Origin of the sequence: Sinorhizobium sp. 6-70 (assembly GCF_030124375.1) — a bacterium.
Lineage (GTDB): Bacteria > Pseudomonadota > Alphaproteobacteria > Rhizobiales > Rhizobiaceae > Sinorhizobium.
Genome location: NZ_JASKLS010000010.1, coordinates 1 through 26,200 on the forward strand (window position 1 = coordinate 1; position 26,200 = coordinate 26,200).

Annotated in this window: 22 protein-coding genes and 5 tRNA genes; 12 read left to right on the forward strand and 15 right to left on the reverse strand. The window is 60.3% G+C overall.

Annotation, left to right across the window (positions count from 1 at the left end):
- The first annotated feature begins 24 nt into the window (after positions 1-24).
- Both QN222_RS19110 and QN222_RS19115 read left to right on the forward strand, forming a co-directional pair.
- Positions 25-100, forward strand: a tRNA-Glu gene (locus QN222_RS19110).
- Between the two features lie 173 nt (positions 101-273).
- Positions 274-349 (forward strand) — tRNA-Glu (locus QN222_RS19115).
- Between the two features lie 68 nt (positions 350-417).
- Here the strand turns inward: QN222_RS19115 and QN222_RS19120 are convergent.
- Positions 418-603, reverse strand: coding sequence for a hypothetical protein (locus QN222_RS19120; RefSeq protein WP_283966074.1), 186 nt, complete (start codon positions 601-603; stop codon positions 418-420).
- A gap of 501 nt (positions 604-1,104) precedes the next feature.
- Here QN222_RS19120 and QN222_RS19125 point away from each other — a divergent pair.
- Together QN222_RS19125 and QN222_RS19130 are read left to right on the forward strand one after the other, a co-directional pair.
- Positions 1,105-1,179: transfer RNA gene (locus QN222_RS19125), tRNA-Glu, on the forward strand.
- A 157-nt stretch (positions 1,180-1,336) separates the two neighbouring features.
- Positions 1,337-1,412, forward strand: a tRNA-Glu gene (locus QN222_RS19130).
- 584 nt (positions 1,413-1,996) lie between these two features.
- Here the strand turns inward: QN222_RS19130 and recJ are convergent.
- The 4 genes from recJ to QN222_RS19150 form a co-directional block, all read right to left on the reverse strand.
- On the reverse strand, positions 1,997-3,799 hold the full coding sequence (gene recJ, locus QN222_RS19135) for a single-stranded-DNA-specific exonuclease RecJ (protein ID WP_283960541.1): 1,803 nt from the start codon (positions 3,797-3,799) through the stop codon (positions 1,997-1,999).
- Between the two features lie 132 nt (positions 3,800-3,931).
- Complete coding sequence (locus QN222_RS19140; RefSeq protein ID WP_283960540.1) at positions 3,932-5,254, reverse strand: homoserine dehydrogenase; 1,323 nt, start codon at positions 5,252-5,254, stop codon at positions 3,932-3,934.
- A 78-nt stretch (positions 5,255-5,332) separates the two neighbouring features.
- On the reverse strand, positions 5,333-6,550 hold the full coding sequence (locus tag QN222_RS19145; protein WP_180941014.1) for an LL-diaminopimelate aminotransferase: 1,218 nt from the start codon (positions 6,548-6,550) through the stop codon (positions 5,333-5,335).
- Positions 6,551-6,675: 125 nt separating this feature from the next.
- On the reverse strand, positions 6,676-6,981 hold the full coding sequence (locus QN222_RS19150) for an SHOCT domain-containing protein (RefSeq protein WP_283960539.1): 306 nt from the start codon (positions 6,979-6,981) through the stop codon (positions 6,676-6,678).
- 212 nt (positions 6,982-7,193) lie between these two features.
- Here QN222_RS19150 and phaC point away from each other — a divergent pair, with 212 nt between their 5' ends.
- The 4 genes from phaC to radC are packed head-to-tail and all read left to right on the forward strand — an operon-like array spanning position 7,194 to position 11,426.
- Complete coding sequence (phaC, locus tag QN222_RS19155) at positions 7,194-9,041, forward strand: poly(3-hydroxyalkanoate) polymerase subunit PhaC (RefSeq protein ID WP_283960538.1); 1,848 nt, start codon at positions 7,194-7,196, stop codon at positions 9,039-9,041.
- Between the two features lie 11 nt (positions 9,042-9,052).
- Positions 9,053-9,772, forward strand: a complete 720-nt coding sequence (gene sfsA, locus QN222_RS19160; RefSeq protein WP_283960537.1) for a DNA/RNA nuclease SfsA — start codon at positions 9,053-9,055, stop codon at positions 9,770-9,772.
- Positions 9,773-9,801: 29 nt separating this feature from the next.
- On the forward strand, positions 9,802-10,641 hold the full coding sequence (gene map / locus QN222_RS19165; protein ID WP_283960536.1) for a type I methionyl aminopeptidase: 840 nt from the start codon (positions 9,802-9,804) through the stop codon (positions 10,639-10,641).
- Complete coding sequence (gene radC, locus QN222_RS19170; protein ID WP_283960535.1) at positions 10,638-11,426, forward strand: DNA repair protein RadC; 789 nt, start codon at positions 10,638-10,640, stop codon at positions 11,424-11,426. The genes map and radC overlap by 4 nt, the downstream gene beginning before the upstream one ends.
- 47 nt (positions 11,427-11,473) lie before the next feature.
- On the opposite strand, the gene QN222_RS19175 is transcribed toward radC, so the two are convergent.
- A complete protein-coding gene (locus tag QN222_RS19175) occupies positions 11,474-12,520 on the reverse strand; it encodes a magnesium and cobalt transport protein CorA (RefSeq protein ID WP_283960534.1) in 1,047 nt (348 codons plus the stop codon).
- A 303-nt stretch (positions 12,521-12,823) separates the two neighbouring features.
- Here QN222_RS19175 and sthA point away from each other — a divergent pair, with 303 nt between their 5' ends.
- Positions 12,824-14,227, forward strand: coding sequence for a Si-specific NAD(P)(+) transhydrogenase (gene sthA / locus QN222_RS19180; protein WP_283960533.1), 1,404 nt, complete (start codon positions 12,824-12,826; stop codon positions 14,225-14,227).
- 109 nt (positions 14,228-14,336) lie between these two features.
- Here the strand turns inward: sthA and tig are convergent, their stop codons facing one another.
- From tig to QN222_RS19200, 4 genes are all read right to left on the reverse strand, one after another.
- Positions 14,337-15,818, reverse strand: a complete 1,482-nt coding sequence (gene tig / locus QN222_RS19185; RefSeq protein ID WP_283960532.1) for a trigger factor — start codon at positions 15,816-15,818, stop codon at positions 14,337-14,339.
- A gap of 176 nt (positions 15,819-15,994) precedes the next feature.
- A tRNA-Leu gene (locus QN222_RS19190) sits at positions 15,995-16,079 on the reverse strand.
- A 227-nt stretch (positions 16,080-16,306) separates the two neighbouring features.
- Complete coding sequence (locus QN222_RS19195) at positions 16,307-16,900, reverse strand: GDYXXLXY domain-containing protein (RefSeq protein ID WP_283960531.1); 594 nt, start codon at positions 16,898-16,900, stop codon at positions 16,307-16,309.
- A complete protein-coding gene (locus QN222_RS19200; RefSeq protein WP_284005553.1) occupies positions 16,897-18,000 on the reverse strand; it encodes a DUF2157 domain-containing protein in 1,104 nt (367 codons plus the stop codon). The genes QN222_RS19195 and QN222_RS19200 overlap by 4 nt, the downstream gene beginning before the upstream one ends.
- Positions 18,001-18,963: 963 nt before the next feature.
- On the opposite strand from QN222_RS19200, the gene QN222_RS19205 reads away from it, so the two are divergent.
- From QN222_RS19205 to trmFO, 3 genes are all read left to right on the forward strand, one after another.
- The gene (locus QN222_RS19205; RefSeq protein WP_180941004.1) at positions 18,964-19,107 is read left to right on the forward strand and encodes a DUF1127 domain-containing protein; all 144 of its coding nucleotides are present in this window, start codon (positions 18,964-18,966) and stop codon (positions 19,105-19,107) included.
- A gap of 417 nt (positions 19,108-19,524) precedes the next feature.
- Positions 19,525-19,668 carry a DUF1127 domain-containing protein gene (locus QN222_RS19210; RefSeq protein ID WP_014764283.1) on the forward strand — a complete coding sequence of 48 codons (144 nt, stop codon included), beginning with the start codon at positions 19,525-19,527 and terminating at the stop codon, positions 19,666-19,668.
- A 99-nt stretch (positions 19,669-19,767) separates the two neighbouring features.
- Positions 19,768-21,195, forward strand: coding sequence for a methylenetetrahydrofolate--tRNA-(uracil(54)-C(5))-methyltransferase (FADH(2)-oxidizing) TrmFO (gene trmFO / locus QN222_RS19215; RefSeq protein WP_283960529.1), 1,428 nt, complete (start codon positions 19,768-19,770; stop codon positions 21,193-21,195).
- Here the strand turns inward: trmFO and QN222_RS19220 are convergent.
- The 5 genes from QN222_RS19220 to yajC all read right to left on the reverse strand — a co-directional run bounded on the left by QN222_RS19220 (position 21,192) and on the right by yajC (position 25,953).
- Positions 21,192-21,656 carry a hypothetical protein gene (locus tag QN222_RS19220; RefSeq protein WP_283960528.1) on the reverse strand — a complete coding sequence of 155 codons (465 nt, stop codon included), beginning with the start codon at positions 21,654-21,656 and terminating at the stop codon, positions 21,192-21,194. The genes trmFO and QN222_RS19220 overlap by 4 nt on opposite strands.
- 96 nt (positions 21,657-21,752) lie before the next feature.
- Entirely contained in the window at positions 21,753-22,595 is an 843-nt protein-coding gene (locus tag QN222_RS19225) for a phytoene/squalene synthase family protein (protein ID WP_283960527.1), read from the reverse strand.
- Positions 22,596-22,613: 18 nt separating this feature from the next.
- Entirely contained in the window at positions 22,614-23,000 is a 387-nt protein-coding gene (locus QN222_RS19230; RefSeq protein WP_283960526.1) for an Mth938-like domain-containing protein, read from the reverse strand.
- Positions 23,001-23,002: 2 nt separating this feature from the next.
- The gene (gene secDF, locus QN222_RS19235; RefSeq protein WP_283960525.1) at positions 23,003-25,570 is read right to left on the reverse strand and encodes a protein translocase subunit SecDF; all 2,568 of its coding nucleotides are present in this window, start codon (positions 25,568-25,570) and stop codon (positions 23,003-23,005) included.
- Positions 25,571-25,620: 50 nt separating this feature from the next.
- Positions 25,621-25,953: a preprotein translocase subunit YajC gene (gene yajC, locus QN222_RS19240; protein ID WP_153442401.1), complete on the reverse strand. Its 333-nt coding sequence runs from the start codon at positions 25,951-25,953 to the stop codon at positions 25,621-25,623.
- Positions 25,954-26,200 lie beyond the last annotated feature (247 nt).

The window sequence follows — 26,200 nt, forward strand, 5'->3', positions numbered from 1 at the left end:
TCTCTATAAGCCACCTCGTCTTGGGCGCCCATCGTCTAGCGGTCTAGGACGCCGCCCTTTCACGGCGGAAACACGGGTTCGAGTCCCGTTGGGCGTGCCATTCCTTCTTAGATATAGTTACGGCTACTTTGGCGTTGCGATCTCGCATCGCGTTTATGCTTGCCCGAAGAATACGGGAAACTTTCAAGAACTTTTCTGCAAGAAAAAACGATTTGGCGGTAGTTGATCACTTGCGGGAACCAAAAGGCTTCTCTATAAGCCACCTCGTCTTGGGCGCCCATCGTCTAGCGGTCTAGGACGCCGCCCTTTCACGGCGGAAACACGGGTTCGAGTCCCGTTGGGCGTGCCACTCATTAAATAAGTCAAATACTTAGATAGACGTCCCCCAAGTCAGGTGGCGAACGCTATTTGAAGACGCTAAGCTTCGACTGCTTGGTCCGCCGCCTCGTTTCTTCGAGCGACATCATCGCCTCCGCCGCCGTTCCTCTCGTTCATCTTCTTCGTATAAACGCGTGCCTGCCGCGGGCTGCCATGCGCCAGACTGCGCTGGATCTCGGTCTCGTTCGCGCCGCTCTCGGCGAGGTCGAGCAAAGGCCTTGGCATGGGTAATCCTCCTCAGTTGAGGTTGTCGATATCTCGCATGTCACGATTGGCGCGCCGCTCCAGCCTCGTTCTCAATATGTTCTCATCTTCCCGAGAGTTAATGATTACGAATTTGTCACTATGTTTTCGCATGGGGTGACACTAGTAACCATCCGCGACGAGGCAGCTTTGAAACCGGAGGACGGTCCCCACCTCCTCCGTTTCATGTTGGCAACACCCTCGTTGGTCGCCGCCGGGATTGGCCGCCAAAACTCTCCCGGCGGCGGTCCTCGCCACCACGAGGCGTCTCCCATTCCTCAACGGGAAATGCAACAAAGTGCGAACAGAGGTTTTTTCCCATAAGGAAGTTTAGCAGAAACAAAGAGAGTGGCAGTCCCATCAAGAGTGCCATTCCTTCCGCTTCCTTCTTTTTGCATGTTGCCGGGTATTTTTTTGCGCAAAGTCGCTTGCGGCGGGCTTGGGAAATTCGAAGGCTTGAGCTATATGTGCAATTCGTCCAGCGCGCCCATCGTCTAGCGGTCAGGACGCCGCCCTCTCACGGCGGTAACACGGGTTCGAGTCCCGTTGGGCGTACCATCCCATCTTGTTGCTGTTAATGACACGTGGCAGCGAACGAGCGTTCGCCGCTGATCGTGCCGAACCTCTCCACAAGTTTCCCGCAAAAAATCGAATTTAATGGCTCTCGCTCACTTGCGGGAATCCGAACGGCTCTCTATAAGCCACCTCGTCTTGGGCGCCCATCGTCTAGCGGTCTAGGACGCCGCCCTTTCACGGCGGAAACACGGGTTCGAGTCCCGTTGGGCGTGCCATAATCAAATCAAATAGTTAGACGGGGTTGATGCAAGCCGACCGAAGATTCCGGTCAAGGTAGCCAGACACCTTGGGCCTTTCGTGTTTCGGCGCTTGCGCGCCAATGTTTGAGCGATTCCTGATGTATTAGAAGCCCTGGCCCCGGGGCTGCTAGCCCGAGCGCGGCTGGACAAAAAGGGGGCTATCCATGAAGTATCCTGCGTCGAGATTGATTGCGGCCTGTGTGCTTTCTAGTGCGGCGCTCGTTTCGTGCACCGCCATGACGGGAAGTATCGAGCCTACGCCTGGAACCCATCAGATAGCGGGCCATCCCTATCGCACGACGAATGATTGTGTCCGGAAAGCCTCGGTCGGGAAGTTTGACCTGAAATGCGACGTTCCGCTGCTCGGTTATCGCAATTTCTCCGACCCAACGATCGTGCCGCAGATCGGCGCACCCGAGGGCTTCAATTTTCGATAGGTGCGGTTCGCACTCCGAGGCAACTGACGGATGGTGGTCGTCGGGACGAACCTGGGATCGGCAAAGAGCAGGGTGTGACTCAGCAGGCCGCACTCCCTATCAGACTCCACGCTCTCGAATTCGTCAGGGCGCTTTTGCGGCGTCCGTCACACGCAGCTGGACACGGCGGGTCCCCTGCCAAAGGTCTGCGGAAACCGATCCCGCGACATGGATGGTGGAGCCGCGGCCGCGGAGCAGGAAGTCGCCGAGAGGTGTTTCCGCGGCGCGAAAGGCGATACCATCGATCCGGCTGCCGTCCTGGCCCTCGAGTGTTACCTTGACGTGATTGGAGCCGACCTGTCGGCAGTCGCGCAGCCGGTGTTGCGGGAAGGCGAAGGTTGGCTGCGGATGTCCGGAACCGTAGGGGCCGGCCTGCTCCAGGACATCCACCAGTTCGATCGTCGCGCCGGACGCGCCAAGCGCGCCATCGATCTTCAGGGTTTCCGTGGACACAAGATCGCGCACCACCGCTTGCGCGCGCTCTTCGAAGACTTGACGAAGCCTGCCTAGATTCGCGCGTTCGACCGTCAAGCCGGCTGCCATGGCGTGGCCACCGCCCTTGACGAGAAGACCAGTTTCGACCGCCGCCCTCACCAGCCTGCCCATGTCGAAGCCATTGATCGAACGCCCCGATCCCGTTCCTCGTCCACTCGGATCAAAAGCAATCGCGAAGGCCGGCCGGCGGAACTTTTCCTTGATGCGGGCTGCAATGAGCCCGACGATCCCCGGGTGCCAGTTTTCCCGGGCCGTAACGATCACCGAGGCCGCTTCGCCGGTCCCGTATTCCGCCAACACCTCCGCCTCCGCCTCGGCGAGCATCGCCGCCTCCATGGCCTGACGCTCGCGGTTAAGCTCATCGAGCCGGCTGGCGATCACTTCTGCGGCGGCCGCATCGTCGAGCGTCAACAGCCGGCTGCCCAGCGCCGCATCACCGATTCGTCCGCCCGCATTGATACGCGGGCCGATCAGGAAGCCAAGGTGATAGGGCGTCACGGGGCCGCCGATTGCAGCCTTGCGGAGGAGCGCCGTGAGCCCCGGATTGCCCATATGACGCGCTGCGATCAGGCCCTTGACCACATAGGCGCGATTGAGCCCCTTGAGCGGCACCACGTCGCATACTGTCGCCAATGCGACAAGATCAAGCTGCGCCAACAGATCGAACGACGCGGCACGCGCCTCGCCTTGGCCGCGCAGCACCCGCAAGGTGTTGACGAGTGCAAGATAGACGACGCCAGCAGCACAAAGATGTCCCTGGCCCGACAAGTCGTCCTCGCGGTTCGGATTGACGAGCGCATGGCATAGCGGAAGGGAAGAGCCCATCTGATGGTGGTCGATGACGACGACATCGATGCCGCGCTGGGCGGCAACCGCGAGGGACTCATGACTGGTCGAGCCGCAGTCGACAGTAACGATAAGATTGGCGCCGTTGTCCACCAGCTGCTCGATCGCCTGCGGATTCGGGCCATAACCTTCGAAGATGCGGTCCGGAATGTAGATGTCGGCCTCGATGCCGAAATGGCGCAGAAAGCGGACCATCAGCGCACAAGAGGCGGCGCCGTCGACGTCATAGTCCCCGAATATCACAACCTTCTCGCGGCGGCGTATCGCCAGTGCCAGCCGCTCGGCCGCCTTGCGGCAATCGGTCAAGGTGTCCGGATCCGGCATCAGCGCGCGCAGTGTCGGATCGAGAAAGGCGGCCGCATCGTCGAGCGCTACGCCGCGGCCGGCGAGCACGCGGGCGATCATCTCGGAATAGCCGTGGACCTGGCTGATCGCCAAGGCCCGGTTCTGCCCGGCTTGATCCAGACGCGAGACCCAGCGCTGCCCGCTGACCGAGCGCTCGACGCCGAGAAATGCCCGTTGGATCGGATCCGCCAATACGTCCATGCTAATTGCCCGCCTGCAGTCCCCTGTTCTTAGCGGACATTTCGGGCTGGAAGAACCCGAATGAACAAGGCTCCGGCGGGCCGGAGGCCTGTCGGAGCCGTTTCTCAACAGTTTTAATGTGTCAAACGGCGATCAGCCCGCCTTTGGCCGCTCGATACGGATGACCTGCGGCTCGCCGACAAGATAACCCTCACCCTTGATGGCGACGATCGCCTTGCGCACGGAAGCTTCATGCGTGGCATGCGTGACCAGGATGATCGTCTTCGGTTCGGCAGGATCCGCGTAGTGCTTGGAATGCTGCATGATCGATTCGAGCGAGATATCGTTTTCAGCCATATGCCCCGCAATGTTGGCGAAGACGCCGGTGCGGTCGAGAACTTTCAGCCGGATGAAATAGCCGCCTTCATGGCTTTGTATGCGGGCCCGCTTGTAGGGCAACAGTGCGGTCGCCGGGCGGCCGAAAGCCGGTACGTGTTGTGCGCCCGGACGGCTCTTGGCGATATCAGCGATATCGCCGAGCACGGCCGAAGCGGTCGCGTTGCCGCCGGCGCCGGGGCCGACCATCAGCAGCTCGCCAAGAATATCCGACTCGATGGCGACCGCGTTCGTTACACCGTCGACCTGCGCGATGACGGAATCGTAAGGCACCATCGTCGGATGAACGCGCTGCTCGATGCCGCTTTCGGTGCGCTGCGCGACGCCGAGCAACTTGATGCGGTAGCCGAGGTCGGCCGCCGCCTGGATGTCCTCGATCGAGATGTTGGTGATGCCTTCGAGATAGATGTCATCGGCGGCGATTGCGGTGCCGAAGGCGAGGCTGGTCAGGATCGAGAGCTTGTGCGCCGTATCATTGCCCTCGATGTCGAAGGCCGGATCCGCTTCGGCATAGCCCAGGCGCTGGGCTTCCTTCAGGCAGTCTTCGAACGAAAGCCCTTCCTTCTCCATCTTCGTCAGGATGTAGTTGCAGGTGCCGTTCATGATGCCATAGACGCGCGAGACGGTGTTACCCGTCATGGACTCGCGAAGCGCCTTGATGACCGGAATGCCACCGGCAACCGCCGCCTCATAGTTGAGCAACGCACCATGCTCCTCGGCAATGCCGGCAAGCTCGATGCCATGGGCAGCCAGCAGCGCCTTGTTGGCGGTGACCACGTGAATACCGCGCCGCAGAGCCGCCTTCACGGCCGAATAGGCCGGATCTCCGGCACCGCCCATCAACTCGATGAAAACGTCGATATCCGCTTCGGACGCCAGTGAAACCGCATCGTCGAACCACTTGATATTTGCGAGGTTCACACCGCGGTCTCTGGATCGGTCCCTCGCCGTCACCGCCATGATCTCGATCGCCCGCCCGCACGTGGTTGCCAGCATCTCATGACGATCCTGGAGAATCCGCACGAGCGAGGCACCGACGGTCCCCAAGCCCGCAATGCCGATTTTGAGGGCATCTGACATAGCAAGTTCCTAACATGTAGAGGCCCCGCCAGATGTGGCGGGGCTATTCTGGTTTGGATATCGGTGTTTTCCGATTTCCTACCGGTGTGCGTTAAGCGATATGACGTTGTGCATCGTCTCATCGGCCGCGGACAGGAAACGCTTGATGTTGCGTGCTGCCTGCCGGATCCGGTGCTCGTTCTCCACGAGCGCCAGACGGACATAGTCGTCGCCCTGCTCGCCGAAGCCGATACCGGGCGCGACGGCGACATCCGCCTTTTCGACGAGAAGCTTCGAGAACTCGAGCGAACCGAGATGTCGGAACTTCTCGGGGATTTTTGCCCAGGCAAACATGGTCGCCGGCGGCGGCGGCACTTCGAAGCCCGCCTTGCCGAAGCTCTCGACCATCACGTCGCGCCGGCGCTTGTAGATGTTGCGCACCTCGGCAATGTCGCTGCCGTCACCGTTGAGCGCCTGCGTCGCGGCCACCTGGATCGGCGTGAACGCGCCGTAGTCAAGATAGGACTTCACCCGCGTCAGCGCTGCGATCAACCGCTCGTTGCCGACGGCGAAGCCCATGCGCCAGCCAGGCATGGAGAACGTCTTCGACATCGACGTGAACTCGACCGTCACGTCGATCGCACCAGGCACTTCCAGCACGGAGGGTGGCGGCACGTCATCGAAGTAGATTTCCGAATAGGCGAGATCCGAGAGCACGATGATGTCGTGCTTCTTCGCAAACGCGATGACTTCCTTGTAGAAGTCGAGCGTGGCCACTTGTGCCGTTGGGTTCGAGGGGTAGTTGAGGATGAGCGCCAGAGGCTTCGGGATCGAATGCCGCACGGCCCGCTCCAGCGGTCCGAAGAAGCTGTCATCGGGCTCGACCGAAATGGAGCGGATGACGCCGCCTGCCATTAGGAAGCCGAAGGCGTGGATGGGATAAGTCGGATTCGGGCACAGGATGACGTCACCGGGAGCGGTGATCGCCTGCGCCATATTGGCGAAACCTTCCTTGGAACCGAGCGTCGCGACGACCTGGGTCTCGGGATTGAGTTTGACGCCGAAGCGGCGGGCATAATAGGCGGCCTGGGCCCGACGCAGCCCGGGAATGCCCTTCGATGACGAATAACGATGTGTGCGCGGATCCTGGACGACCTCGCAAAGCTTGTCGACGATCGACTGCGGGGTCGGAAGATCCGGATTGCCCATGCCGAGGTCGATGATGTCAGCACCGGCCGCTCGCGCGCTTGCTTTCAAACGGTTGACCTGTTCGAAAACATAGGGCGGCAAACGCCGGACTTTGTGAAACTCTTCCATCTCCAAACCTCGTTTGGCGCAAGCCTCCACGAGCCGTTCGGCTTTCGCGGAAGCAAACGCGGTGGTGAACGGCCGTCATCGCGGCCATTCAACGCTTTGCGTCCAAATCGCTTGAAAGGCAAGCGCTAATTCGCGATCTGTTTCAGCGTGTCGGCGCCGTGCTGCTCGGCCAGCGACTGCAATTCCTTCAAGCGCCGCTGGTATTCGGCCTCAGAGATCGAGCCGGATTGATGAGCAGCGGCAAGCGCCGTCAACCGGGTTTGCATAGAGACCGCCTCTTCATCGGTCAGTTGGGCGTTCGCGGCCGGCTTTTGCCCATAAACGGATGGATAGGTAGCCAGTTTGGCTGTCGAACTGCATCCGGCAAGGGCACCCGCGAGGAGCAATCCCAAAACCCAAGAACCCGAGCCCTGTTTTCCGACGACAAGCATGCTGGCGATAACCCCTGTTTTTTCGCGCGACGATGGACCAGTGCACCGCACGCCCGAAAAAGACACGCCGATGACACTTTAACCGCTTGAATTCAAAGCGATTTACTCGCTTCCTGTGATTCCATTGGAAAGCTGAACGCTCTAGCCCTTGTAATCATTTTCGGGCAGAATGTAAAAATGCAAAAGAGATAAGATGCTGTGGAGGACGCCGGGTGACAGCAGACAGGAAGGCCGAGGACGGCGGTGGTAAGAGCGGTTTTGCCGGCTTTGATCCGAAATCGGTCGAGCCCTACATCGTCAAGGATCCAGAAAGCCTGGCCGTCAACCTGGCCCGCGCAGCAGAACAACTCGGCAAGGCAGCCTCCGCATGGCTTGCCCCGCGCGAAGCCGGCGAGAAGACAGACGGCTTTGCCGAGCCGGTTTCCGACATGGTCAAGACGCTCTCCAGGATCTCGGAATATTGGCTTTCCGATCCGCGTCGGACACTGGAAGCCCAGACGCACCTCATGGGCAGTTTCTTCGATATCTGGTCACGTTCGCTCCAGCGCATGGCCGGCGATATCGCCACGGACCCGACGAGCATCGAGCGCACCGACAAGCGCTTCGCGGACGAGGATTGGGTGAAAAACCCTTTCTTCGACTTCATTCGCCAGGCCTATTTCGCGACCTCGGACTGGGCGGAGAGAATGGTCAATGATGCCGAGGGGCTCGACGACCACACCAAACACAAAGCGGCATTCTACGTGCGCCAGATATCGAGCGCCCTCTCGCCGACTAATTTCGTAACCACCAACCCGCAGCTCTATCGCGAAACCGTAGCGTCAAGTGGCGCCAACCTCGTCAAGGGCATGCAGATGTTTGCAGAAGACATCGCTGCCGGGCGCGGTGATCTCAAGCTGCGGCAGACCGATACGAGCAAGTTCGCCATCGGCGAAAACATCGCGATCACGCCGGGCAAGGTGATCGCCCAGAGCGACGTCTGCCAGGTCATCCAATATGAAGCGAGCACCGAGACGGTGCTCAAGCGGCCGCTGCTGATCTGCCCGCCGTGGATCAACAAGTTCTACGTGCTCGATCTCAACCCGCAGAAATCCTTTATCAAATGGGCGGTCGACCAAGGCCATACCGTGTTCGTCATCTCCTGGGTCAATCCCGATGAACGCCATGCCTCGAAGGACTGGGAGGCTTACGCGCGCGAAGGTATCGGCTTTGCCCTGGACATCATTGAGCAGGCGACCGGAGAACGCGACGTCAATGCCATCGGCTACTGTGTCGGGGGCACATTGCTTGCTGCCACGCTGGCGCTCCACGCCGCCGAAGGCGATGACCGTATTCGCTCGGCGACGCTGTTCACGACGCAAGTGGACTTCACCTATGCTGGTGATCTCAAGGTCTTCGTCGACGATGACCAGATCAGCCAGATCGAGCGCAAGATGAGTGCGACCGGCTATCTCGAAGGCTCGAAGATGGCCACCGCCTTCAACATGCTCAGGGCGTCCGAGTTGATCTGGCCGTATTTCGTCAACAACTATCTGAAGGGCCAGGAACCCCTCCCCTTCGACCTGCTTTACTGGAATTCCGATTCAACGCGGATGCCGGCAGCCAACCACTCTTTCTACCTTCGTAACTGCTACCTGGAGAACAAGCTCTCCAGAGGCGAGATGATGTTGGCCGGCCGGAAGATCTCGCTCGCTGACGTCAAAATCCCGATCTACAACCTGGCAACCAAGGAAGATCACATCGCGCCTGCCAAATCGGTATTCCTCGGCAGCAGTTCCTTCGGCGGCAAGGTCACATTTGTCCTGTCGGGTTCGGGCCATATCGCCGGCGTCGTCAACCCGCCGGACAAAGGCAAATATCAATACTGGACCGGTGGTCCGGCAAAGGGCGACGTCGACGACTGGCTGGGCAAGGCAAAGGAAACACCGGGCTCCTGGTGGCCGCACTGGCATGGCTGGGTTGAAAAGCTGGACAAGAAACGCGTCCCGGCCCGAAAACCCGGCGGCCCGCTCAACTCGCTCGAGGAAGCACCGGGTTCCTACGTACGCGCCCGGGCCTGATTGGATTATCCGTGAATTTCTCCCGTCCGCTCGTTCCAGCCACGCTTGTGCAGCGTTACAAGCGCTTTTTATTCGACGCGGTTCTCGCCGATGGAACGAGGATTACCGGCTCGTGCCCGAACACCGGCTCGATGCGCGGATTGACCACCCCGGGTTCGCCGATCTGGCTTTCGGAGCACGACAGCCCGACACGGAAATACCGCCATATGCTGGAGATCGTCGAAGCGGACGGAATACTCGTCGGCATCAACACCGGACTGCCGAACAGGCTTGCCGAGGAAGCGATCGCCGCCGGACTCGTCGGCGACCTTCACACCTATGCGACACTCCGGCGCGAGCAGAAGTACGGCCGCAACTCCAGGATCGACATTCTTCTCAGCGACCCGACAAAGGGACTTGCCTATGTAGAGGTGAAGAACGTCCACTTCAGCCGCGAGCGGGGCCTCGCCGAATTCCCCGATAGTCCGACTGAGCGAGGCGCCAAACATCTCGAAGAACTCGGCGACATGGTCGAAGCCGGGCACCGGGCAATCATGCTCTACCTTGTCCAAAGACACGATTGCGATGTCTTCCGGATATGCCGCGAGCTCGATCCGGTCTATGCTCGTGCATTCGCACGCGCTTCCACACGCGGTGTCGAGACCTATGCCTTCAAATGCGCGATATCGCCCTCGCAAATAGCACCGACGGCGGCGATGCTAGTGGACGAACCCGCCCTCGCTGATTTATGACATGCGCTTGAAACAATGAAAGTTCTGTAATGGTAACCTATATCGAGGCCGGCGCTGCCCCCTACAAGAACACCGGCGTCATCCGTCTTTACGGGCCGGATGATTTCGAAGGCATGCGCAAGGCCTGTCAGGTGACTGCGCGTTGCCTGGACGAATTGGTATCCCGCGTACGGCCAGGTGTAACGACAGAAGAGATCGATCGCTTCGTTTTCGAATTCGGCATGGACCATGCCGCGCTTCCCGCCACGCTCAACTATCGGGGCTATACAAAGTCGTCGTGTACGTCGATCAATCACGTCGTCTGCCATGGTATTCCGAATGAAAAGCCCTTACGCGAAGGCGACATCGTCAATATCGACGTCACCTATGTCGTTGATGGCTGGCATGGCGATTCCAGCCGCATGTATCCCGTCGGCGAAGTCAAGCGCGCCGCAGAACGGCTGCTCGATGTCACGCACGAGTGCCTGATGCGCGGCATCGCGGCTGTGCGGCCCGGGGCACGCACCGGTGCGATCGGCGAGGCCATCCAGGCCTATGCGGAGTCCGAGCGCTGTTCTGTGGTGCGCGACTTTTGCGGCCACGGCGTTGGCCGGCTGTTTCACGACGCTCCGAACATCTTGCATTATGGTCGCGCCAATGAAGGCCCCGAGCTGCGCGAGGGCATGATCTTTACGATCGAGCCTATGATCAATCTGGGTCGGCCGCACGTGAAGGTTCTGTCGGATGGCTGGACCGCCGTCACACGCGACCGTTCGCTTTCGGCACAATACGAACACACGGTGGGCGTCACGGCGGACGGCTGCGAGATCTTCACGCTTTCACCAGCCGGTCTGTTCAAGCCCGGCATTGCTGCCGTGGGCAACGCGTGACGAGAACGCCGCCCCTCTCCGAAGGCGAACTGCAGCCGACGGACGAGCGGCAGTTCTTTGCACGGCAGAAGCCGCGCGGCGGCGACGCCGAAGTGAACTCTGCCCCTCCCGCGGAAGCTCACTATCACGGCCATCGCGATCGTCTGCGCGACCGCTACCGAGAACACGGCGATGCAGCACTCGCGGATTACGAGGTGCTGGAACTCATCCTGTTCAGGCTGATCCCCCGTCGCGATACGAAGCCGATCGCCAAGGCGCTGCTCGCCCGCTTCGGAACACTCGCAGGCGTTTTCGGCGCGCCGCTCAATCTGCTGCAGGAGGTCAAGGGTGTCGGCGAGTCGGTCGCCCTTGATCTCAAGCTCATCGCCACAGCCAGCCATCGGATGCTGAAGAGCGAGTTGCGCGACAAGCAGGTCCTGTCATCCTGGAGCGCCGTCATCGACTATTGCCATGCGGCGATGGCACATGAGACCCACGAGCAGTTTCGCATCCTCTTCCTCGACAAGCGCAACGCGCTTATTGCCGATGAAGTCCAGCAAAGAGGCACGATCGATCACACCCCGGTCTATCCTCGAGAAGTGATCAAGCGCGCACTTGAGCTCTCCGCGACCGCGTTGATCCTGGTCCACAACCATCCCTCCGGCGACCCGACGCCTTCACGCGCGGACATCGAGATGACCAAGCTGATCGCCGAAGCCGCCAAACCGCTCGGCATTGCGCTTCACGACCACATCATCATCGGCAAGGACGGGCACGCGAGCCTCAAGGGCCTTCGGCTGTTTTAGCCTTGGCCGTGCGGGCGGGGCGAAAGCCGCGCGCTCTGATCTTCCAGTCAAATCCATCTGGCGCGGCGGAAGAAGCGGTAGAGCGTTATGCACACGGCGAAGATTATCGCCAGGACGACAAAATAGCCGTAGCGGAATCTAAGCTCCGGCATCTGCTCGAAGTTCATGCCGTAGATACCGGCAATCGCCGTCGGAACCGCGAGAATGGCGGCCCAAGAGGCGAGCTTGCGTGAGATTTCCGTCTGCTCCGACTGGCCGATCATCAAGCTCGCCTCGAAGGTGAAGGCAAGCACTTCGCGCAACGCGTCGATGTCTTCCTGGACCCGCCGAACATGATCGGTGACATCCCGGAACAGGGGCTGCATCGCCGCCTCCATGCCCGGAAGCTCAAGGTGCTCGTGCCGGCGGCACACATCCACCAGTGGTACCACCGCATTGCGCAGGCGCAAGAGATTTCGGCGCAGCAGATAAAGCCGTTCGATATCCGCCTTATCCAACCGGTCGCGCAAAAGCTTATCCTCGAGTTCCTCGACCTCTGCATGGATCGCTTCGACCACCGGCATGTAGTTGTCGACGATGAAATCGAGGATCGAATAGAGGATGTAATTCTCGCCGTGGGCGAGTGCTGCTGGCGAGGACTCGCATCTCTGCCTGACCGCCATATAAGAGGTCGACGCCCCGTGACGAACGGAAACAATGTAGCCGCGGCCGACGAAAAGATGCGTTTCGCCGAATGCGATTTGATCGTCGGCCATGTGGGCCGTGCGCGCCACGACGAAGATCGCGTCGCCGTAGATTTCCAGCTTTGGACGCTGGTGTGCCTTTCCGGCGTCCTCGATCGCCAAGTCGTGGAGATCGAATTCAGCCTGAACCTGGCGCAGCAGTGCCTTATCGGGTTCGTGCAGGCCGATCCAGATGACAACATTTTCGCGGCCACGCCATTGTCCTGCTTCTTCGATCTCTATGTCACGCAGGCGCTGCCCGTCCTGGTAGACTGCAGCAGCGACGACCCCCGGGCGGGTCGGCGGAACTGCCGCCTCGGCCTTTGTCACGCCAGCCGCATGACCGGGAACCGCCGTTGCTTCCGATGCCATTCCTGGGCTCCACATTGCCTTTGCCCGCAAAAACTGAAGGGCGAGGTCATACGCAAACATAGCTTTATTTCAGCACAGGCGCATCCACGATAGAACAATGCGCATGGTGCTTCATCAAATCGCGCAATTGACGCTATAAACGCCTGCGGGTGGAATTTGCCGCATCGCACAACGATTCTCTTCAGATCATTTCATTGTTTCATTAGAGCAGTGAAATGATCTAACTCTTTGAAATAACACAATTCCGGACGGAAAACCGTTACACACTTTTCCTGGAATTGCTCTAGCGTACGGGAAGCGTTCATGAACCAGTTCGATCTCATCGTCGTCGGAAGCGGCCCAGCGGGGCGCAGGGGTGCCATCCAGGCCGCGAAACTCGGTAAGAAGGTGCTCGTCGTCGAGCAGGGCAAGCGCGTCGGCGGGGTGTCCGTCCACACCGGGACTATTCCGTCAAAGACGCTCCGCGAGACCGCGCTTAACCTGTCGGGCTGGCGCGAGCGGGGCTTTTACGGCCGCTCTTACCGGGTGAAACAGGAAATCAGCGCCGAAGACCTGCGCCGCCGCCTAATCATCACCCTCAACCACGAGGTCGAGGTGCTCGAACACCAGTTCGCGCGAAACCGCGTCCAACATGTGCGCGGCCGCGCAAGTTTCGTGAACCCGACGACGCTGGAGATCCTCAAGGAGGACGGCGAAAGCATTCCGGTTTCCGCAACGAGCATCCTGCTCGCCGTCGGAACGAAACCTTTTCGCCCGGACTACATTCCCTTCAACGGCAAGACCGTCCTCGACAGCGATGAGTTGCTCGATATCGAGGAACTGCCGCGTTCGCTGGTCGTGATCGGCGCGGGTGTCGTCGGCATCGAATACGCAACGATCTTCAGCGCGCTCGACACGCAAGTCACGGTCATCGATCCCAAGACGACGATGCTCGACTTCATCGACAAGGAGATCGTCGAGGATTTCACCTATCAATTGCGTGATCGCAACATGAAGCTCAATCTCGGCCAGAAGGCCGAGAAAGTTGAGCGGCGCGAAGACGGTAAGGTGCTGCTTACGCTCGACAATGGCCGCAAGATCACGACGGAGATGGTCTTGTTTGCCGCCGGCCGCATCGGCGCGACCGATGCGCTCAACCTTCCGGCAGCCGGGCTCGAAGCGGACAGCCGCGGGCGGCTGAAGGTGAATCCGGAAACATTCCAGACTTCGGTTCCGAACATTTACGCCGCCGGCGATGTCGTCGGCTTCCCGAGCCTCGCTTCGACCTCGATGGAACAGGGGCGCGTCGCCGCCCGCGTCGCAGTCGGGGCGATTGCCAAGGAGCCGCAGAAATACTTCCCCTATGGCATCTATGCCGTGCCGGAAATCTCGACCTGCGGCCTCTCCGAGGAAGAAGTAAAGGAGCGCGGTATTCCTTACGAATGTGGCATTGCGCGGTTCCGGGAAACGTCGCGCGGGCACATCATGGGGCTCGATGCCGGTCTCTTGAAAATGATCTTCTCACTGAAGACCCGGCGCTTGCTCGGTGTCCATATTATCGGAGAAGGCGCGACCGAACTCGTGCACATCGGCCAGGCGGTTCTCAATCTGAAGGGCACCGTCGAGTATTTCGTCGAGAACACGTTCAACTACCCGACGCTCGCCGAGGCCTACAAGATCGCCGGTCTCGACGCGTGGAACCGCATGGGCGAAATCAAGACGGCCTAAAGCTGCCTTTAGCGGGTTCTTTTTCAGCCGCCGCTTCGGCGGCTTTTCATTCTCAAAGGAACAGGCCGCCCCGAGAGGCGGCCTCTTTAATTCTCGCAGAAAGAACCGATTATTCGGCGCTTTCGTCAGCAGCCTTCTTCTTCGCCGGAGCCTTCTTCTTCGGTGCTGCGGCTTCCTCGCCTTCAGCAGCCTCGGCCTTTGCCGCAGCCTTCTTCTTGGCAGGCGCCTTCTTGGCGGCCGGCTTGTCTTCGGCTTCCTCGTCGTCAGCCATCAGCTCTTCCTTGGAAACCGACTTGTCGGTTACCGAGATTTCGGAAAGCAGGTGATCCACGACCTTCTCTTCGAACAGAGGCGCGCGCAACGAAGCAGCCGCGCCGGGGGTGTTCTTGAAGTAGTCGAGGATCTGCTTCTCCTGGCCCGGGAACTGGCGCAGCTGTTCGAACAGCGAGCGCTGCATTTCGTCGTCGCTCACCTGAACGCCTGCCTTTTCGCCGATTTCGGAGAGAACGAGACCGAGGCGGACACGACGCTCGGCGAGCTTGCGGTACTCGGCGCGAGCTTCCTCTTCCGTCGTCTCTTCATCGGCGAAGGTCTTGCCGGCCTGCTGCAGGTCGGTGTTGATCTGGCGCCAGATGTTTTCGAATTCGGCGTCGACGAGGCGCTCGGGCGTCTCGAACTGGTAGAGTTCGTCAAGCTGGTCGAGGATCTGGCGCTTGACCTTCTGGCGGGTGACCGAGCCGTACTGGCTTTCGATCTGGCCGCGAACGATTTCCTTCAGCTTGTCGGCCGATTCGAGGCCAAGCTTGGTCGCGAGCTCGTCGTTGATCTCGAGCGCAGCGGCGGCGGCGACGTCCTTCACCGTGATGTCGAAGGTTGCTTCCTTGCCGGCGAGGTTTGCGGCCGGATAGTCGGCCGGGAAGGTTACGGTGATCGTCTTTTCATCACCGGCCTTGGCGCCGACGAGCTGCTCTTCGAAGCCCGGAATGAAGCGATTGGAGCCGAGGACCAGTTCCGCGTCCTCATCCTTGCCGCCATCGAAGGCAACGCCGTCGACCTTGCCGAGATAGTCGATGGTGACGCGGTCGCCATTGGCGGCCTTGCCCTTCTTGGACTCGTAGGTGCGGGCGCTTTCGGCGATGCGCAGAATCTGTTCGTTGACCTCGTCTTCGGCGACATCGACGACTTCGCGGACAACCTTGATGCCGCTCACATCCTTGAGCTCGAACTTCGGGATAACCTCGTAGGCAACCGTGAATTCGAGATCGGCCTCGGCATTGAGGATCTTGTTGGCTTCGGCCTCGTCCTCGGTCATCGCGATTTCCGGCTGCGTTGCCGACTTCTCGCCGCGCTCCGTCAGGATTTCGGTCGGCTTGTCACGAACGATCTCATTGACGAGATCAGCCATGATCGACTTGCCGTAGACCTTCTTCAGGTGCGCAACCGGCACCTTGCCCGGACGGAAGCCGTTGATGCGGACGCGGTCCTTCACTTCGGCCAGACGCTCATTCATCCGAGCTTCCATGTCCTTGGCCGGGATGACGACCTTAAGTTCGCGCTTCAGCCCTTGAGCGAGCGTTTCGATAACCTGCATGTTCAAACCTTCATTTCACGTTGACAGTGCTCTTGCCTCGAAAGGCCTGGCGAGCACGTGAGCCGATCCATTTGCCGGGAGTGGCTTTACGCAATTCCTTGACCGTTTTGCAAGCAAAATGGCACTCCGCCTACCCTCTTCACCGTCGAATTCCGACGTTTGGCTGCATGTTGTCCTGGTGCGGGTAGAGAGACTTGAACTCCCACGCCTTGCGGCACCAGAACCTAAATCTGGCGTGTCTACCAATTTCACCATACCCGCGTTCAGACAACCACACCGCCTGATCGCATTTCCCGCAAGACAACCAGCGGGAGCACCGCGGATATTCTGGACATGCGAAGGGTTCGGGCTTTCCCGAGCGCGGCGTCTCTATATCACTCGTTTTTCCCGGATCAAAGAGAAAATGCGCGACCACACAGGCCCGCGTCTTCGCCGTTGCCTCAATCATTCTAAACCAAGAAGCCGGCAACAACATGAAGCGTGCGCCATCAATATAGCGGCTCCTGGTAGATCGGTGCTCCGTCTACGGAGACCTGCCGGATCTGGGCACGCCCATCCGGATCCACACGCACGTTGACTGAAAGCGCATGGGCGCTGCGCGCGTTTTCGAGGACACGGCCCTCGCCTTCCGGCACGTAATAGCGCTCAATACCGTAGTTCGGATAGAACGTTGATGGCGGCGCGCCTGATGACGGGTAGTACGAGAACGGCAGCGATCTGATCACGATGCTGTCCGTGGTTTGCGCGAGCGGGCTGAACGATGCCTCGACCGGCCCCCAGAAGCCGTCGGGCTGCTGTTTGAGCCGCACGAAGAGCTCCGCCTTCGTGGCGCCCTCAGGCAAGGCTCCTGAGATGACGTCCGGTGAAATGCGAGAGATATCGTAGCTCAGAGTGACATAGTCACCGCGCAAGAGGTCGCGCGGATCGATTGGCGCACTTCTCAAAAGCACGTCCTTGCCGTTGCGCAGGATCGAAGCGCGGCTTTCGATCATGTATCCAATGACGGCGGTTTGCAGCACAGCGACAACGAGGGCCGCGACGAAGGGATTGCGCCAGCGGGCGACAGGCAAAGCACCGCTCATTGCGAAGCCTCCCGCACGTGCCCAAGCCTTCGCTCGACACGGATGACGAGCCACGCCACAAGCGCAACGACCACTCCGGCAATGAGGAAGAATCCCGATGTGCCGAGGATCGATCCAAGCGTCTCGAAAGCCAGATACAAAATCTCCGCGGCAAATACCGCGTAGGCCAAATAGCGAACTGCGCCGTTACGCGCTCCGGCAAGACCTATGCCTGCGAGGGCTACGGCAAGCAGGCCGACACCGACGGCGATTTCGGCCCAAGCGCTTTCCACTTCGCTTTGCAGAGCGGCGAGGCCGACGACGGCGACGGCGAAGGAATAGAACGACGGGGCGGAACCAGCCTCGGAAGCCAGGCCATACAGCGGCGATCGCGGCAGCGACGCGAGCAGAAAGGCGATCAAGCCGGCGGCGAAGAAGGCGATTGCGAGCCAGATCTCGGGGTTGTCGACGTAGAGCGCGCCTAGCCAGGCGACGCAGAGAAGATAAGCCAGATGGCGCGTACGTGCTGCATCGGTGTAGCGCACCAGCGTGAGCACGATGACCGCTAGGACCGGCACGAGCCAGAAATAGGCCTCAATCGCCGGAACAAGCCCTCCGCTGTCGAACAGCGTAACAAGAAACGCCCAGGCAAGGCACGCGGCAATCGTCGTGACCGCAGCCGACGCGAAGGCCGCGGCCGACAGGCAGGCCCCGGCGAACCAGAGAAGCATCGCATCCGCCGCGTCGCCGGACAGATGGTACATCTGGCCGACAAGCGCGATGCCGGCACCGAAGGACATCGTGCCGAGAATAAGCAACGCCGCGCCAACCGCCTTGGCTCCCCGCCCGAGGAAATAGGCGGCGAGAAAATGGAAGAGCCAGATCAAGACGACGACGCCTGCGACCCTGGCAAGGCGCGGCAATGCTTCCCAATTCGCCGCGACAAGCAGCAAGAGCGAGGCCGAAAGCAGAAGCGCGGCCAGCGCCAACAGGACACGGCCGACGCTGAAAGTGGAGTCGCGCGCATCATATTCCGCGAGCATCGCACTTGCCGACGACTGGGGAAGCAGGCCGAGATCCACCCAGCGCCTCAGATCCCGTTCCATGCGTCCGCGATACATCTTGCCTCCGGACCTGTGTTCCCGATGCGGTAGGGCATTTTCCAAACGCCTCGCTGAGTTTACAAAATAACAAATCGGTAAAAATGGCGAGAGAAAACAACAGACCGCTGCATTCCTGCCGCGCGATCCACCTCCCTTATGGGAGCCTGCAAACGGGCTTGCGCGCGCCGCATATCTTCCATGCGGATATTGCACTGCACAAATCGATTTGAGATGGCTATATTCACACCATCAAAGGCGACGAGAGGTGACGAACCGAACGAACGCCGGCGGGCTTGGTCGCCCGCCCCCGGAACCCCGGAAAGACCCGAGCGGAAGCTCGATGAATTCGGAGCAGCGTACTCCTCCTCCCAACGCTTCTCCGATAAGATTGGCAACACTCCTCCTCCCGGTTGCCAATCACTTACATGACGCCCGCTGGACCTCCTCCCCCAGCGGGCGTTTTGCTTTCCCCGTCCTGACCGCGCATGAGTTCGCGAGAGCCTGTCCGATTGCACAATATTTCAGCAGTTTGGCGGCGTTGCGCGCTCAAGGCATGCGTTAAATGCATAGGTGCCATTCGGCGCGCGCCTCTACACAAAATGCGTGTCCCACCGTACCTTACAACCATCGATCGGGCGACGCACTCCTCCTCCCAGCGCACCCGATACGGATTGGCGACACTCCTCCTCCCGGTTGCCAATCAGAACAAGCAACGCCCGCTGGACCTCCTCCCCCAGCGGGCGTTGTTTTTTTGCGCGTCTTCATCCCGTTTTGAGTCAGTTTCTGCAGCCGCCAAAGCGGACCGGCGACGCGGCAAAGCGGCGATCGTTAACGGCAAGGCGAAGGATTGCAATCGCTGCATGGGTGCGATGCAGCATTGTCTCTGTAACTGCCGATCAAATCGATTATATTCCAACCATCAGATGACGGGCCAGCAAGAGAGATAGAGCGCTGGCAAACGACCCTAGAAAGGATAGGATCATGAACCTCGCACGTTCTTTCAACAACTGGCGCAAGTATCGTCAGACCTGCAACGAACTCGGCCGCATGAGCGACCGTGAGCTGAATGACCTCGGCATCGGCCGCAGCGACATTCCCTACGTTGCTCGTCAGGCTGTCAAGTAAGCCCAAGCACCGACTACCATTTCTGAAACGCCCCTCGGTTCCCGCCGGAGGGCGTTTTTCTTTCGTCCTGGCCGGCGCGCGTACGCCACCTTTTTGCGACTGCGAAAAGCCGCCTCCGGCGCTCACTATTTGAGCGCTCACAGGCTGATCCGCCATCGAAAGGACTTCTGCCCGCACAGCGCAAAAATTGTCGAAACCACAAGAGATTAACGCGTAGTCCAGCAATTTAGCCAACTTTTAACTTATGACGCGTTTTCGAGCGGCGAGAGCGTGGTGCTTACCAAAGCGGCGATGCACTGCACAAACGCATAGCAGATGCATTTTCTTTGCACTCCACTTCCAATTAGACAAGCGTATAAGAACCTCAACGACGCAGACAAATCACTGTCGCGACAAACTGATCTTGAGGACACGACCATGAACCCGATTCGCATTGCAAAAAGCTGGATCAATTATCGCCGCACCGTTGCCGAACTCGGCGGTCTCTCTAACCACGCGCTCAGCGATATCGGCATCACCCGCTACGATATCCGCAACATTGCGGCCCGTTCCTTCCGCTAATCGGAACGAACAGCCTACACCCAAGACGGCGCCCGTAGTGGCGCCGTTTTCGTTTCTTCGCAATTGGAACCGGAAGGCGGCTGTGATAGGAAGCCGCCTATGACAGCGAACACGACCTATTCCCCCATTCATGTCGTCGGCGGCGGCCTCGCCGGATCGGAGGCCGCGTGGCAGATCGCCCAGGCTGGCGTCCCAGTAATCCTGCACGAAATGCGCGGCGTGCGCGGCACGGACGCCCACAAGACCGATGACCTTGCCGAACTCGTCTGCTCCAATTCGTTCCGCTCCGACGACGCGACCAGCAACGCGGTTGGCGTGCTGCATGCGGAAATGCGGCTCGCGGGCTCGCTGATCATGCAGGCTGCCGACCGCAACCAGGTTCCCGCAGGCGGAGCGCTTGCCGTCGACCGCGACGGCTTTTCAGCAGCTGTCAGCGCCGCGATAGACAGTCACCCCCTAATCACGGTCGTCCGCGAGGAGATCACCGGGCTGCCACCCAGGGAATGGGATCTTGCGATCATCGCCACCGGTCCCCTCACCGCGCCGGCCCTGGCCGAGGCGATCCGCGAGGAAACCGGCGCCGATGCGCTCGCGTTTTTCGACGCGATCGCCCCCATCGTCTACACCGACACGATCGACATGGATGTCTGCTGGCACCAGTCGCGCTATGACAAGGTCGGCCCTGGGGGCACAGGCAAGGACTACATCAACTGTCCGATGACCGAGGAGCAGTACAACGCCTTCGTCGATGCCCTGGTCGCCGGCGACAAGACCGGGTTCAAGGAATGGGAAGGCACCCCCTATTTCGACGGCTGCCTCCCGATCGAGGTCATGGCCGAACGCGGACGCGAAACGCTGCGCCACGGCCCGATGAAGCCGATGGGGCTGACCAACGCACACAACCCCGCGGTCAAGCCCTATGCCGTCGTACAGCTCAGGCAGGACAACGCGCTTGGCACGCTCTACAACATGGTCGGCTTTCAGACGAAGCTGAAATACGGCGCGCAGGCGGAAGTCTTCCGGATGATTCCCGGGCTTGAAAAGGCCGAGTTCGCCCGGCTCGGTGGCCTGCACCGCAACACCTACATCAACTCGCCGACGCTGCTCGATTCGACCTTGACGCTCAGGTCCCGTCCGGGCCTGCGGTTCGCCGGCCAGATCACCGGTTGCGAAGGCTATGTGGAGAGCGCCAGCATCGGCCTGCTTGCCGGCCGGTTCGCAGCAGCCGAGCGAAAGAGCGAACGGTTAGTGCCGCCGCCGCAAACGACGGCCTTCGGCGCGCTTCTCAATCACATCACCGGCGGACACATCGTGTCGGACGACGAACCGGGCAAGCGCTCCTTCCAGCCGATGAACGTCAATTTCGGTCTGTTTCCGCCACTGGAACCGGGCGCCTTGACGAAGCCGGAAGGCGCCAAGCGTTTTCGCGGCAAGGAGAAGGCCCTGGCAAAGAAACAGGCGACGGCGTCCCGGGCTCTCAGCGATTGCGCAAGCTGGCTCGCCGCCCCGGCCCTGAAGACGGCTTAGTCGCTCGCCTGGGCCGGCTCAGCCACCGGCGGTTCATCGCTAAAGTCCGACTTCGGGCTGAAGCTGCCGAGCAGCCAGAGCGACACGTCCGCCGCTACTTCGGCGGTGCGGAACTCGAAGGCATTATCCAGATAGGCGAAATCAGGAAAGTGCACGATCAATCCGCGTCCGCTTTCGGAAGTGTTCACCCGCACCTTGCCGGGATGAATGACGTGGCAGACATAGTGCGTGCCGTGCGATTGGATAAACCCGGCTTTGCCATCGTGCAGTCGAAGAAAGATCGCCTTCCTGTCGATGGTCGAATGCAAGGCACGGATGGCTTCATCAGGGAAAGCGCGGCCAAACTCGACCATTGCCGAGCCCGCATCAGGATTGTCGAAATCCCGTTCGGCACGGGCGTTCATCCTGATGTAGAACGCTCCGACCGCGACGACCACCACGATGAGCAATAGCCACAACATCACACAAGCCCCTTTTGGACGGCATGAATCCGGTAGCTCCTGCCTATACGATGTGAGACTTGCGCCAGCTTGACCAAATGCAGTTCCAGTGCTGGGTCAGAAGCGCTTGCGCCGGGTCGCGCGCCACATTCGCCATTGCCGCTGCCATTGGGCCGGCTGGATAGGCTGCTGAAGGAGACGCGCTCCCGCCTTTTCCGCCCTGTCGAACACCGGCTCGGCTAATGCTACCGGAACGAAAGCGAAGAAATTCTGCGAAGAGATCGAGCCGATGCCTTGACGCGCCTTGGCAAGATGATCCCTGCCCAAGCCGCAGAATGCGTGGATTGCCCGGCCGATGGCTTCGCTATCGCCGGCGGCCAGAAAGGCTTCCCGGTCCAGCCCTGTCGCACGCAGAAGATCCGCGGGAAGATAGACCTGGCCGCGCCGATGATGAATTGGCATAAGCAGAAGGAGGCCGGCAATCGTCTGCGCGACGCCGGCATGTCCGGCGGCCTCAGCCGATCTCGCGGCATTCGACGGATCAAGGATCAGCGAAGAAAGTTGGACGAGGGCGGATGCCGTTTCACCGGCGTAACCTTCCAGTGCCGACCTGTCCTGCATCGGATCGTCGTAAAGATCGAAAATTCGAGCATCGATCATGTTCTCGAGCACTGCCACAGGCAGACGATGTTCGCGGACGCATTGCAATATTGCCTCCGCAAGCGGATGCCCTTCGCCGCTCGATTGTTCGTTCGAGAGAACGTCACGCCACCATTGCAAGCGGATTTCGCCCGGGAGCGGCTCGTGTATCAAATCACGCACCCGGGCGATTTCCGCGTAGAATGCATAAAGAGCCGCAAGCGACTGTCGCTTCTCAGGTGGGGAAAGCAGGCAAGCCAAGTAACGATCGCGATCTGTGTCCCGCAAGGTTGCGAGAATCTGGGTATCGGCCTCTTGCACGCACAACTTCCTTCGAAATCACACCGCGATCAGGGCCGCGGCGACAGCGCGCGCTTCGGCGAGCATCACGTTATAGGTTCTAACCGCCGCGCCGGTGCTCATCGGATCGGAGGAGATGTTCTGCGCTCGCAAGGCCGCCTTCAGCTCACCCGGCAAGGGTCGGATTTCGCGACCCGTCCCCACAAGCAGCACTTCGATCTCACCCGCTTCGTCCAGCACACGCTTGAACTTGTCCACCGACAGCGGGTCCCCCTCAATCGCATCCCACGCATAGATACCGGACGGCAACATGAGGACCGAGCCCCGGTGAGACATGTCGGCGAAGCGGAAGCCGCCGTTTCCATAAGCGTCTATCGGCGCCCGCCCGGGGAAGTGCGCTTCGCGAATTTCGATGCCTTTTGCCATTGTCAGGCCGTCCCTGTTGCCGTGTTCGCCGGCTCATCGCCGCGAGCGGGACTCTGCCCGCCTTTGGCTCGGCCACCTCTGCGGTTGAAGAGGATCAGAACCGGGCCCGCGATATAAATCGACGAAAGCGTTCCGACAACAACGCCGAAAAGCAACGTCATAGCGAAAGAGCGAAGCAAGCTGTCGCCGAACAGGTAGAGTGCTGCAAGCGCCAATATCGTCGTTACAGCCGTCAGAACAGTGCGCGAAAGCGTCTGGTTGATCGACGCGTCGATCAGTACCGCAAGCGACATTCTCTGATAGCGCATGTAATTCTCACGGATGCGATCGTAAATCACGACGGTATCGTTCAACGAATAGCAGACGATGGTCAGCAAGGCGGCAATGCTCGCAAGATTGAACTCGGTGCGCGTGGCGACAAGGAAGCCGATGGTCAGCAACACGTCATGCACGGTCGCTATCATCGCGCCGAGCGCAAACCGCCATTCGAACCGGATCCAGACATAGAGCAGAATGGCCAGGACCGCCGCGCCGATACCGAGGCTGCTGGCTCGTGTCAACTCGTCGGAAGCGGCCGGCCCCACAACCTCCACCCGGCGGAATGCGTACTGGTCCTCCAACTCAGCGCGCACCAATCCGATCGCGGTTTGCTCGGCATTGTCACCGGCCTCCTGTGAAGGAACGCGGACGAGAACGTCTCGTTCCGTGCCGAGTTCTTGAACCCGGACTTCCCCGAGGTTCAACTCGTCAAGACGAGCCCGTATATCCGCGCTATCGGCGACACCAGACTTCGCCCGAAGCTCGATTATCGACCCACCCTTGAAATCCGCTCCGAAGTTGGGGCCAAGACTGACCAGCAAGATGAGCGAAGCAAGCGACAGCGCTGCCATCAGGATGAAGACCGGATTACGGATCGCCATGAACCGAATGTCTGCCTCGCTGAAGAAGCCTGTACGAATGCCCCTCGGCAATCGCTGGGGCCGGCGGCGGCGATACCATCCGCGGACCAGACGGCGTGTCAGGCTGTGGGCGGTCAGGATCGTCGTCACGCTTCCGATCGCAAGCGTCACGGCAAAACCGCGAAAGGCGCCGGAACCGAAATAGAAAAGAATCGCACCGGCGATTGCCATCGTCAGGTTGGCATCGACGATGCTGCTGAAGACTCGGGCAAAGCCGGTGTCGAGCGCCTTTCGCAACGGTCCGGGACCGCGCGCCTCTTCGCGAAGGCGCTCGTAGATGAGAACGTTGGAATCGACCGCCACGCCGATCGTAAGGATGATCCCCGCAATCCCCGGCAGGGTCAAAGTCGCGCCGATCAGGGAGAGCGCCGCAATGATCAGCACCACGTTTACGATGACCGCGACCACCGCAATCGCGCCAAAGAAGCCATAGAATGCGATCATGCACGCTGCCACCGCGAGCGCAGCGATCATAGCGGCGTTGAGTGCGCTTGCGATGGCGTCAGTTCCGACTCCGGGGCCTACCGTACGCTCCTCGACCACAGTGAGGTTTGCCGGCAGTGGTCCCGCACGCAGCAAGGCGGCGAGGTTCTTAGCACCGTCCTCGGACAAATTTCCCGAGATCCGGCCGACGTCGCCCGTAATTGCATCGGCAAGCGCTGGTGTCGACACGACTTGCCCGTCAAGCACGATCGCAAACTGCCGTCTGGAGTCGGCCTCCAAAAGCGGCGTTATGTGTGCCAGCGCATCGGTGCCGAGCTTGAAACTGACAACGGGGTCTCCGGTTGTCGGGTCGTAATCAGGTTGCGCCTCGACGAAATTCTCGGCCACGACGAATGCTCGTCTTTCGACCAGATAGGGAACCGGTGGATCGTCGAGCGAATAGAGGATTTCACTTGCCGCCGGCGGCCGCGTATCGACCGCCTGCTGTACCGGCATCGACGGATCGAGCCACCGGAACGTCAGCTCGGCACGCTGGCTGAGGAGATCCTTCAGCCGCTGCGGATCGTCCAATCCGGGCACTTGAACGACGAGACGATCGTTGCCGCGCCGCCTGATCGACGGTCCCGCAACACTGACTTCGGCAACACGCCGGCGCACCACGTCGATGGCTTGGGTTACCGCCGAGGCCACCCTGAGGTCTATTCCCTCATCAGTGAGCCGCAGGCGCACGGCCTCGCCCTGCTCCGCGCCTTCCGACACCAGCTCCTGAATCTGATTTCGAATGAGGCCGGCGCTATCGACGGGAGCGGTGAGTTGGCGCAGTGCATCGCGCGCGCCAGAGACCTTCGCCGCATCGCGAACCCGGAACTGTATCGCCTGGCCGCTGCCCGACAGGCCCGTGTAGGCGATATCGGCACTCCGGAGCGCTTTGCCGATCCCATCGATCGTGGTTTCGAGCCGTTCAGCGATGATGTCGTCTCGGACCACCCTCAGCGTGAACTCGGAACCGCCCTGGAGATCGAGCCCGAGCGGTACCTGCCGCTGCGGCATCCACGCGGGCCATTCCGCAAGCTCTTCCTTGGAGAACAGGTTCGGTAGAGCAAAAACAAAACCGGCCAGGACGACGAGCCAGATGATCGCGTTTTTCAGCGGCGAGAACTTGGGCATGCTCTAAATGCTCCATTCGCCGGCTCTGCCGGTTGCTGTTCGTGCCCGGATTATTCCTTGACCGGTTCGCCCTTCACGCGGACCTCGGAAACCCCGCTGCGGACGACGCGAACCTTGATGCCGTCGGCGATCTCGACTTCGAGTTCCGCATCATCAACCACCTTGGTAACCTTGCCAACAATGCCGCCGCCGGTGACGACCTGATCGCCGCGGCGAATGTTCTTCAGCAACTCTTCCCGACGCTTCATCTGCGCACGCTGCGGGCGGATGATCAGGAAATACATAACAACAAAGATCAGGAGGAAAGGCAGAATAGACATCAAAATGTCTGCACCGCCCGCGCTCGGGGCACCGGTCTGCGCAAAAGCTTCAGTAATGAACATCGATCGCTCCTTGAGTTCAAATTGCGCGGATCCTCCCCGCGCGAAATCCGCCGGAATATAGGGATGCAATGCCGCGACGCAAATCGGCGGGCCCCTAACCGTTTCTCCTGCCTCTGACACAAATTCCGCGGGAGGAGAACCCCCTGAACACGCGTGCCTGGCCTTTTCCAGCGCAAACCATCGTGCTACCGGAAAAAAGCTGTCGCGCGGGTTCCTTCCCGGACAATTTCCAGAAGCAAACCCTACG